This window comes from Candidatus Sodalis sp. SoCistrobi (assembly GCF_900143145.1).
GTDB lineage: Bacteria > Pseudomonadota > Gammaproteobacteria > Enterobacterales > Enterobacteriaceae > SoCistrobi.
In genome coordinates this window covers 1-9,000 of record NZ_FRDB01000121.1, presented here as the reverse complement: position 1 = coordinate 9,000, position 9,000 = coordinate 1, and the positions used below count along the sequence as shown (strand labels likewise).

12 protein-coding genes and 1 pseudogene are annotated in these 9,000 nt (G+C 62.7%); 12 read left to right on the top strand and 1 reads right to left on the bottom strand.

Going from position 1 to position 9,000, the window contains the following annotated elements:
• Positions 1-119: 119 nt before the first annotated feature.
• From CINSTRO3249_RS09490 to CINSTRO3249_RS16595, 12 genes are all read left to right on the top strand, one after another.
• The gene (locus tag CINSTRO3249_RS09490; RefSeq protein WP_254304338.1) at positions 120-338 is read left to right on the top strand and encodes a phage tail sheath C-terminal domain-containing protein; all 219 of its coding nucleotides are present in this window, start codon (positions 120-122) and stop codon (positions 336-338) included.
• An 11-nt stretch (positions 339-349) separates the two neighbouring features.
• Complete coding sequence (locus CINSTRO3249_RS09485; RefSeq protein ID WP_074013104.1) at positions 350-718, top strand: phage tail protein; 369 nt, start codon at positions 350-352, stop codon at positions 716-718.
• A 3-nt stretch (positions 719-721) separates the two neighbouring features.
• Positions 722-1,216 (top strand): hypothetical protein, encoded by a 495-nt coding sequence (locus tag CINSTRO3249_RS09480; RefSeq protein WP_074013103.1) that lies wholly within the window; start codon positions 722-724, stop codon positions 1,214-1,216.
• A gap of 3 nt (positions 1,217-1,219) precedes the next feature.
• Positions 1,220-2,854, top strand: a complete 1,635-nt coding sequence (locus CINSTRO3249_RS09475) for a phage tail tape measure protein (protein ID WP_074013102.1) — start codon at positions 1,220-1,222, stop codon at positions 2,852-2,854.
• A gap of 104 nt (positions 2,855-2,958) precedes the next feature.
• Positions 2,959-3,165, top strand: a complete 207-nt coding sequence (locus tag CINSTRO3249_RS09470; RefSeq protein WP_125933161.1) for a hypothetical protein — start codon at positions 2,959-2,961, stop codon at positions 3,163-3,165.
• Entirely contained in the window at positions 3,165-4,484 is a 1,320-nt protein-coding gene (locus CINSTRO3249_RS09465) for a DNA circularization protein (RefSeq protein WP_074013100.1), read from the top strand. Before CINSTRO3249_RS09470 ends, CINSTRO3249_RS09465 begins: the two co-directional genes overlap by 1 nt.
• Entirely contained in the window at positions 4,468-5,580 is a 1,113-nt protein-coding gene (locus tag CINSTRO3249_RS09460; protein WP_074013099.1) for a phage baseplate assembly protein, read from the top strand. Before CINSTRO3249_RS09465 ends, CINSTRO3249_RS09460 begins: the two co-directional genes overlap by 17 nt.
• Positions 5,573-6,235: a phage baseplate assembly protein V gene (locus CINSTRO3249_RS09455; RefSeq protein ID WP_074013098.1), complete on the top strand. Its 663-nt coding sequence runs from the start codon at positions 5,573-5,575 to the stop codon at positions 6,233-6,235. The genes CINSTRO3249_RS09460 and CINSTRO3249_RS09455 overlap by 8 nt, the downstream gene beginning before the upstream one ends.
• Before the next feature lie 95 nt (positions 6,236-6,330).
• Entirely contained in the window at positions 6,331-6,681 is a 351-nt protein-coding gene (locus CINSTRO3249_RS09450; RefSeq protein ID WP_074013097.1) for a phage GP46 family protein, read from the top strand.
• Between the two features lie 13 nt (positions 6,682-6,694).
• Positions 6,695-7,354, top strand: a complete 660-nt coding sequence (locus CINSTRO3249_RS09445; protein WP_074013096.1) for a baseplate J/gp47 family protein — start codon at positions 6,695-6,697, stop codon at positions 7,352-7,354.
• Positions 7,351-7,938: a YmfQ family protein gene (locus CINSTRO3249_RS09440; RefSeq protein WP_074013095.1), complete on the top strand. Its 588-nt coding sequence runs from the start codon at positions 7,351-7,353 to the stop codon at positions 7,936-7,938. The genes CINSTRO3249_RS09445 and CINSTRO3249_RS09440 overlap by 4 nt, the downstream gene beginning before the upstream one ends.
• On the top strand, positions 7,935-8,888 hold the full coding sequence (locus tag CINSTRO3249_RS16595; protein WP_125933160.1) for a tail fiber domain-containing protein: 954 nt from the start codon (positions 7,935-7,937) through the stop codon (positions 8,886-8,888). Before CINSTRO3249_RS09440 ends, CINSTRO3249_RS16595 begins: the two co-directional genes overlap by 4 nt.
• A 13-nt stretch (positions 8,889-8,901) precedes the next feature.
• Here the strand turns inward: CINSTRO3249_RS16595 and CINSTRO3249_RS09430 are convergent.
• Positions 8,902-9,000 (bottom strand): annotated as a pseudogene (locus tag CINSTRO3249_RS09430) (IS4 family transposase); the annotation flags it as partial.

The following is a 9,000-nucleotide window of genomic DNA, read 5'->3' as shown; positions in this document are numbered from 1 at the left end:
TGCTCATGCTGAGTTTCCAGCACTAGATTAACTGCCCGTTCACGGACTTCCGGAGAGTAACGTTTGGTCGTTGTCATAGAGACCTCCACTTTTAAAGTATAGACTCTAATTTATCCGGGGTGATTCATAATGATATCCGCCTGCAGCGTATCCGCTCCGAGCTGCTCGATGTGCTCTATGCCCTGGAGCAGCTGGAAATCGTTGAAAATGTGGACGCGCACAAGGACCAGCTGACGGTCACACGCAGTCAGCAGGACGACAGCCGCGCCGATGCCAGTATCCCAGCGGCGGTGGTGCGCGGGCTGCATGTGTTTGCCGCCACCATTTATCTTTTGTAAAGGGGGCCTGTATGGCACTGGAATACACCGGCGCGGTGGTGCTGGAGGTCAACAGCACCGAGGTTGAGGTGACGGAGTTTAGTCCGCGCGAGAGCACCGGCAAGCAGCTGGTCAAGACCATGAATTCCACCGGGCGCGCCAAGGGCTACACCCAGGGGATTGCCACCTGGGAGCTGTCCATTACCGCCGTGGTACCGGTCAACAATACCCTGCACTGGGAAAAAATCTCGGGCGCAAAACTGACGCAATACCCCCTCACCGGCGGCAAGCGCATCACCTATCAGGATGTGTTTGTGACCGAGGTGGGCGAACAGTATACCGTTGACAATGAGGCCCGTATCACCATTAGCGCCTTTGCACTGAACAAGGTTGAGGAGTAACCCATGGCATTTACCCATAGCACCACCCTGCCGGTGGGCATTTACCACGACGGCGTACTGCACCGTGAGGTGACGGTTCGTCTGGCCACCGTGGGCGATGAAATCGCCGTTATCGAGGCCGGTATTCCCGAATCCGGCACGGCGGTGGGTATTCTGGCCCGCTGCCTGACCCAACTGGGCACCCTGGCACCAGAAGAGATCACCTATACGCTTTTGTGCGACACCCTGGTGCCGGAGGATTATGCCGTGCTCCATGCCGCCCAGCTTGAGGCGAAAAAAAAAGCTCAGCGCGCTGAAGCCCGCCTGCGCGACTACCGTTTCGCCCTTGTCCGACTCGGACAGTACGGCATCAGCGCCGCCCGCGCCCGCCGCCTTGACGCTGTAGCCCTGGGCGGGCTGCTCGACGCTATCGGGCGTCTGGAAAACCCTAAGGGCTGGCGGAAAAACAGGACCATCAAAAGCCTGCGCCGCCGCCCTCCCTCAGCCAAACGGACGTAACCCATGGCCCGTGAATTTGATACCCAGCTACGCTTTGGCGTCAAGGATGGCGCGACGCCGGGCATTCGCCGTCTGTCGGCGGAATTTCGCCGCCTGAGTCAGGCACGGGAAACCCTGGGGCTGCGAAGCGAGCGTCACCTGCAGCGGGAAATCCAGCGTACCCAGGCGGCCTATCAGCGCCTGGCGCGCAGCGGCACCCTGTCGGCCAGCGAGCAGGTGCGCGCCTATGACAAGATGCAGGTAAGTATTGCCCGGCTGCGCCAGGAAATGGCCGGGGCCGAACGTCAGCAGCGCAGTTGGCTTAAGGGGACGCTGTCCCTCGGCTCCGGGCTGGTTGCCGGGGCGATGACCCTGCGCCAGCCCATTACCCGCCAGATGGACTACGATGCGCACCTGCGCAAGCTGGCCAATTTTGCCTACCGCAATGATAACGCGAGTGTGCGCGAGACGGGCCTGAAGGTCATTGACCAGCACATTCGCGCCGCCACGCGCGCCGGCGGCGGCACCCCCGGCCCGGCCATGGAAGCGCTGGAAATCATGCTGCGCTCCCTGCCGAAGGAAAAAGCCTTTTCCTATCTGCCGGAGGTGATGAAAAATGCCACGGCCACCGGGGCGGAGCCCAAAGAGATGGCGCTGCTGCAAAATGCAGCGGTCAATTTTAACCTCAGCGAACGCGACAGCCGCATCGCCCTGAGCGGGGCCACCACGGCGGCGCAACACGGTCTGGTGGATGTGCCGCTGCTGGCCTCGGCGGTGCCGCGCGCCCTCGAGGCCGCCAAGTCGGCCGGCTTCCATGGCCGGCGGGGCTATGCCCAGACCCTGGCGCTGTTTGAAGCCGCCGGCTCGGTTGCCGGTGAGCCGGGTGAGGCGGCCACCAACGCCAACGATTTACTGGCCGAGCTGTCCTCCACCAACCTGAAGAACAACGCGAAAAATCTGCTTATCCGGGGCAAGGGCGTCGATATCCAGGCGCTGATGACCCAGGATGCGAAAGCCGGCCTGACGCCACTCGATACCCTGGACCGGGTGATACAACTGGCGGACAGGCACGATCCGCAAACGAAAAAACTGCGCGCGGAGCTCGCCAACACACGTGATCCGGAAAAGCGCGCTAACCTGGAAGCGGCGATTGAAGGGCGTCATGGTGCCCATGTCTCGACCCTGCTGACCAATCAGCAATCGCGCAATGCGTTTTATGGCTATGAGCGCAGCCGGGCGATGTTCCGGCAGCTGACCGATGAGGTGGTCAAGCAGTTTGAGACGCCGGAAGGGGCGCGTTCGGCCGATTTGGATTTTAGCCTGGTCAGAAAAGGCAGCCAGTTTCAACTCCAGCAGGCGGAGAATGAAAAAATTTATGCCACCAATGACGCCGTCGCGCCACTGTCCAGCGTGCTGGGCGACGTGGCCGAGAGCGGTGCCAGGCTGGCCCAGGAATTCCCGGGTCTCACCACGGCGGCGACCCAGGCGACGCTGGCCATTACCGCGCTGGGGGCGGCGGCGGCCGTCAAGACCGGCGCGGACCTGCTGCTGGGCAAAGGCGGCGGTTCGCTGACCACGGCCGCCGGGGGCGTACTGAAAGGCGCGGCGACAAAAGCCGGGAGCCTGCTAAAGGGTATCCCCTTCTGGGGAGTGGTTTGATGGCCTGGCAAGGGGCGGAGGACTTCCCGCTCATACAGCTGCAGCGCGGCAAGGATAAGGAGGCTGAGGCGCAGTCACGCGGTCTGCCGCCCAGCCCGGTGCCCATGCCGTCTGTCGGCGCGCTGGATGTGCTGGACGAGATACGCCGCTGGCTGGCGGGAAGTCACGCCACGCCCAGGGAGGCGACATCGACGATGGCGACCCAGGCTACCACCGCGGCCCCCGCCGTCAATGTCAGCGTCACACTGGACGGGCGCGAGATTGCCACTGCCGTGGAGACGCGGCTGGCGCGTGACGGGAGACGACACTGATGGCGGATACGCTTTATCAACTGGCCGGGCAGCTGGGTGTCGATATGCTGCTGCCGGCGTCATTTCGGGGGATCGCCTTCGATTGCCTCTACACCCGCGAGGTGCTGGCCCGCGATACAGTGGTGTATGAATACCCCTGGCGCGACGGGGCCGAGGTGGAAGACCACGGGCTGAAAGCACTGAACCTGCGCCTGTCGGCGCTGTTCTGGGGCAATGGCTACCAGGCGCGCCTCAAGGCGTTTCTGGCGGCGCTAAAAGCCCCCGGCCCTGGTGAGCTGGTCCACCCGGTGTATGGCTCGCTGCCGCGCGTGCAGCTGCTGGAGGCAGGCGTCGAGCACGAGGTGGAGCCGCTTAACGCGGTGACGGTGGAGCTGGTGTTTGTCGAGGCCAGCACCGAACAGGCCCTGTTTGCGCCGGTCAGTACCACGCCGCGCACCGGCGGCCTGTTGGACAGCGTGACCGCCGGGCTGTCGGACGCATTGGCAGCCATCCGGCGCGGCAATGAAGGCATCGCCCGCATCAGTAATTTGGTGGCCTCAGCGGAGTATGTGGTGCAGGCACTGGTCGACGAGGTGCAGACGTCTGTGGGTGGCGTGATGAACTACCTGGATATGCCCACGGCGTTTGTCTCTGACCTGAAAGGGCTGTTATCGGCTTTCAGTGACCGGTTGAATTTTAGCGAGGTGACGCGGCTGTCAGACTGGCTGGCGGTGCGCAGTCAGGGCGAACGGCTGGCCGGGTTTGCTGACCGGCGGATGACGGCGAACGCTTCCCCTAACCCGGACGGCGTTTTTGCCTCCACCCTGAACCGGGCCAGCATTATGCCGCAGGCCGACCGTGAGCTGATTAACCAGACCGTGCGCCTGGTGACGATAGCGGAGTGGGTTGACGTGGCGGCGGATATCTTTCAGGCGGAAGCGGCGACGCCGACGCTTTCCGGCAGCGATATTGAACGCCTGTGTGAGGAGGTGCGTGGGTTAATCGTCACCGCCATCGTGACCCAGCGCACCGTGATGGACACCCGGCAGCGCACGGCGCACCAGACCCGTGACGTCACACCGGACGCCCGCCACGACAGCCAGCTTATTACTGCGTTGCAGCAGCTGGCCTACCAGCTGCAGAGCCAGGCCCGCACCCTGATAGTGCGCCGTCCGCCGCGCGTTTTGCGGCAGGTCACCCGGGCGTGCAACCTGCATCTGCTGGCCTTTGAATGGTACGGCGACGCCGGTCGCGGCCGCGAACTGGCCCGATTAAATCCCACCCTGCGCAACCCTAACGCGCTGCAACCTGGAGACCGTCTGTATGCCTTCGCCCGTTAACCCTACCGAGCGCATCGCCCTGCAGATTGGCGGGGTAGCCCATGATGACTGGCTGGACATTGAAGTGGACGCCGACCTGCTGACCCCGGCGGCGGGCTGGGCGTTCACCGTCGGACTGAGTCAGGCCCGTCTGCCGCCGGAGGTCAGGGTGGGCGCACTGGCCGAACTGCGCGCCGATGACGCGCTTATCATGACCGGTCAGGTGGATGAACTGCGCCACGAGGTGGCGCGCGGGCAGCATACGCTGAGTGTTTATGGCCGCGATGCGGCCGCGGTGCTGGTTGACTGCTCGGCCCCGCTATTCAGTGCCCGCGACATGAGTCTGCAGGAGGTGGTCACCCAGATAGTGCGGCCGCTGGGCGTCACCCGCATTCAACTTCAGGCCACCTCGCCGCTGGCCGCCAAAAAGGTCAGCATTGACCCCGGCGATACCGCCTGGGGCGCGCTGTGCAAGGCAGCGGAAGCCAGCTGGCTGTGGCCCTGGGTGAGCGCTGACGGTACCCTGGTGGTGGGTGGCCCGGACTACAGCACCCCGCCGGTGGAGTCGCTGATACTGCGGCGCGACGGGCAGGGCAATAACCTGCTGCGCCTGGCGGTGAGTGACACTATCAGCAGCCGCTACTCCGAGGTCACGGTGCTGGCCCAGGGGCACGGCAGCGCACAGGCCGACGGCCGCCATGACCGCCACAGTCAGGTGAAAGACACAAGCGTTCCACTCTACCGCCCCCTGGTGGTTGTGGTGGGCGATACGGATAGCGATGAGGAGGTGCATTTTCGCGCGCGCAAGCTGATGGCGGACGCCAGGCTTAACGGCCTGCTTATCACCGCCGTGGTGCGCGGGCTGCGTACCGCCGCCGGACTGCTGTGGGCACCGGGCCAGCGGGTACGGATAAAAAGCGAGCCGCACGGCCTTGACGGCATTTTTTACCTGATGCACCGACGCTTTAGCGGCGGGCGCGGCCAGCCGTTGCAGACCCTGCTGACGCTGCGCGAGGATGGCGTCTGGTTGCCGGATGCGCTGCCGAACAGCAAGCGTCTGAGCAAGGTTAAGGGCGCGAAAGCCCTATGGCAAAGTTGGGAGCAGATAGATGGCTGACCTGATAGCACACATCGACCAGCGTATTCGCCGCGCCCTGAGCGGCCTGCGTCTGGCCTACCGCGCGGTGTTGAGCCGCGTGACGCCCACCGGCGGTGTCCAGACCGTTCAGGTCTCGGGGCTGGCCGGGGAGAGTACGCCGGACGTGGAGCTGTTCCAGCACTACGGTCTCACCTCGGTGCCGCCGGCCGGCACCATGGCAGTGGTGTTGCCGGTGGGCGGTCGTACTCGCCACAGTATCGTGATTGCCACCGAACACAGTACCTACCGGCTGCAGGGGCTGGCAAACGGCGAGGTGGCGCTCTACAGTGACGAAGGCGCGAAAATCGTCATCCGGCGCGAGAGAATCATCGAGGTGGAGTGCGACGAGTACCGGGTTAAATGCAAACGCTATCAGGTTGAGGCCGAAGAGCGCGCCGGCTTTGAGACGCCGATGCTGTCAGCGTCACAGGCACTGACGGCCGAGGGGCCTATCAGCGGCCACGGCGGTATGACGATTAACGGCGGCGACGGTGCGGTGGCGCGCTTTGCGGGGGATATCGAGCACCAGGGCGGCACCCTGCGCAGTGCCGAGGTGGAAATCAACGGCGTCCGGCAAAGTGGACACCGGCACCCGACACCGTCCGGGCTGTCCGACGGCCCGGTTAACGGGTAAGATAGCGTCGCGTCTCGCGACGCACACCACTGCACCAGTTACCCCCTACGCCCGCGTCACTCCTCCCATCCCGTCGCCTGCCTTACCCTGACGCCATGGACGCACTGATTGACAGCCTGACCGGCGATTATACCGGCACCCGCACCACTGACCTGCATAACGCAGTCTACCTGCGCTTAATGACGCCACTCGGGCAGTATTGGGCTGACCCGCAACTGGGGTCACGCCTGCATGAACTGGCGCGGGCCAAGGACTCGGCCACCACCCGGCGGCTGGCACAGCAATATGCCGAGCAGGCACTGCAACCGCTGCTGGACGATAACCGCGCCCGTCGCATTGACGTCAGTGTCAGCCGTCCGGCACAGGGCGACCTGCGGCTGCATATCGATGTCGAGGCCGCCAACGGCAATTTGCAGACCTTTACCCACCCGGTAAAGGTCATTTAAACGGAATATCCACATGGCGCACAGCACCCCTACCCATACCGAGATTGCCGACACGCTCTTGCGCGATATCCGCAATCAGTTGCCGGACGCCGATACCGGCCCCGACAGTGACTATGCGGTGCGCGCAAACGCCATTGCCAGCGCACTGCAGGGGCTGTACCAGCTGATTCATTCACCTGCGGGCGGCAATCAATATGATTACCATCGCTGGGCAGTGTCCCTGCCCGGCGTCACCGAAGCCTATGTCTACCCGCTACGCCGGGGCTACGGCACGGTAGATGTGGTGATAGTCACCCATAACGACCTGCCGGCGCCGGAGACTATCAAGGCGGTGCAGAGCTACATTGACGAGATGCGCCCGGTTACCGCGAAAGACTGCCTGGTGCTGGCCCCCGAGGTGGTGAAAGCCGGTATCACGGCCCGGGTCAGTCTGAGCAATCTGACGCTGGAGGCGGCGCGTCAACAGATTACGACCGCGCTCAGTGACTATTTTAACCGCCTGGCCCCCGGCGAGGTGGCGGTCAGAACCCAGCTGGGGGCGCTGATATCCGAGGTGGTCGGCGTGGTGGACTACCAGCTGCTTGCCCCCAGTGCCAATGTGGTGCCGGTGGTGAACAAACAGACCGTGCAGTGGATACGCGCAGGCACCATCACCGTGGAGAAGATGCCATGAACGGCCGCGACTATGCGCAGCTGCTCAGTGCCCTGCTGCCACCGAAAAGCTATGCACTGACCGGTGAGCGCCTGACGGCTGAACTGCAGGCCGAAGGGCAGAGCCTGGCACAGCTGGAAATCCGCGCAGGCGAAGTGGTCGACGGTATTACCCCCTTCCTCGCCGTGGGGCTGCTGGCGGACTGGGAGCGGATGTTGGGCATTTCCCCCGACAGCGGCATGACGCTACAGCAGCGTCGCCAGCAGGTGCTGGCCAGGATTAACGCCACCGGTGGCCTGAGCCGCAAATACTTTATCACGCTCGCCAAATCGCTGGGCTACCGCGTCACCATTGACGAGCCGGAGCCGTTCCGCGCTGGCATTGGCCGGGCCGGCGAGCGTATCTGGGTGCCGGAGATTATCTGGCTATGGATAGTCAATATCGATGACGCGCAGGTGCCGGTCTACCGCTTCCGCGCCGGCAGCTCGGTGGCCGGGGAAAAGCTGCTGACCTTCGGGCAGAACCTGATTGAAGGCCTGTTTAAAGACCTGAAACCCGCGCACACGCAGGTGGTGTTTAACTACCGGGAGAAAACGCGCCCATGAAGGACATTATCGCGCCGATTGACAGCGATGACGGGCTGTTTCATGACGGCGACCCGGCCGGCGACGTCAGGGGCACCGTGCTTTACGCCCAGTGGCTAAACGCCATGCAGGGTGCGGTCATCGATACCCAGACCGAGCATAAGCACATTCTGGCGGCCGCCGGGATGCAGCCCAATCCGGCGCAGAACAACCAGCTGGCCGACGCTATCAAGGGGCTGATTGCGCAAGCCCAACAAGCAAGTGAAAAACACAGTCTGCTCAGGAAAAACAACGGCGCGGATATCCCGGACAAAGCGGCGTTCGTGGCCCATCTGGGGCTGAAAGAGACCGTTGAACAGGCACAAAACGCGCTGGATAGACGTACCGGTGGCACGGTTAACGGCAGTCTGCAGATCACCCATTCGGTCAATATTGGCGACAGCGATTCAGGGCTGATTGCCAATGGCAAAGGCAGTGTCGCGTTGTACGCCGACAATGTCAAAACCGGTGAATGGAATACCCAGCGCCTGCATTGGATACAAGACCTTGAAGTGGGTGGTAATCTCACGGCAAGCGGCGCGACGTTTGGTAAAGCCGTCTCCCTATCCGGTGGTGGCCATCTCACGGATATTCTGCATTTTTATGGTCGGGGGCAAAGCGGCAACGAGACACGTTCAGGTGAATGCCGCTATTACCCTTATCCAGGCAATCCCATGAGCACGGAATTTTACGGTGTTGATGTGGTGGGCAGCCATTATGAACATCGCCTTATTATTAATCGTGGTGGCGGTAATATGAAGTGGTTCGTTTTTAAGGACGATGGCAGCGCTTACGCCGCACAGGGGCACTGGCAAAATAACTCGGACCGGCGGATAAAAAGCGATATTGAGAAAATAGAACATGGCCTTGAAAAGGTCGAAACGCTGACGGGCTACACGTCACCTCGTTATACACATTCTGTTCGTGCCTGAGCGCGCGTAGCGTTTCGGCGGCCGTCATGACTTTCTGCAAGCCTTTCCAGATAGTTTTTGCGCCTGGCTCACCGTCGCCTTTTCGAGCAAGAAAGCCTCCGAGTTGCGCAAC

Excerpts from the sequence above, each read along its gene's own strand:
- CINSTRO3249_RS09455 (WP_074013098.1), top strand. The coding sequence starts at position 5,573 with ATGGCTGACCTGATAGCACACATCGACCAGCGTATTCGCCGCGCCCTG.
- CINSTRO3249_RS09450 (WP_074013097.1), top strand. The coding sequence starts at position 6,331 with ATGGACGCACTGATTGACAGCCTGACCGGCGATTATACCGGCACCCGC.
- CINSTRO3249_RS09475 (WP_074013102.1), top strand. The coding sequence starts at position 1,220 with ATGGCCCGTGAATTTGATACCCAGCTACGCTTTGGCGTCAAGGATGGC.
- CINSTRO3249_RS09480 (WP_074013103.1), top strand. The coding sequence starts at position 722 with ATGGCATTTACCCATAGCACCACCCTGCCGGTGGGCATTTACCACGAC.
- CINSTRO3249_RS09465 (WP_074013100.1), top strand. The coding sequence starts at position 3,165 with ATGGCGGATACGCTTTATCAACTGGCCGGGCAGCTGGGTGTCGATATG.
- CINSTRO3249_RS09460 (WP_074013099.1), top strand. The coding sequence starts at position 4,468 with ATGCCTTCGCCCGTTAACCCTACCGAGCGCATCGCCCTGCAGATTGGC.
- CINSTRO3249_RS09470 (WP_125933161.1), top strand. The coding sequence starts at position 2,959 with ATGCCGTCTGTCGGCGCGCTGGATGTGCTGGACGAGATACGCCGCTGG.
- CINSTRO3249_RS09440 (WP_074013095.1), top strand. The coding sequence starts at position 7,351 with ATGAACGGCCGCGACTATGCGCAGCTGCTCAGTGCCCTGCTGCCACCG.
- CINSTRO3249_RS09485 (WP_074013104.1), top strand. The coding sequence starts at position 350 with ATGGCACTGGAATACACCGGCGCGGTGGTGCTGGAGGTCAACAGCACC.
- CINSTRO3249_RS09445 (WP_074013096.1), top strand. The coding sequence starts at position 6,695 with ATGGCGCACAGCACCCCTACCCATACCGAGATTGCCGACACGCTCTTG.
- CINSTRO3249_RS16595 (WP_125933160.1), top strand. The coding sequence starts at position 7,935 with ATGAAGGACATTATCGCGCCGATTGACAGCGATGACGGGCTGTTTCAT.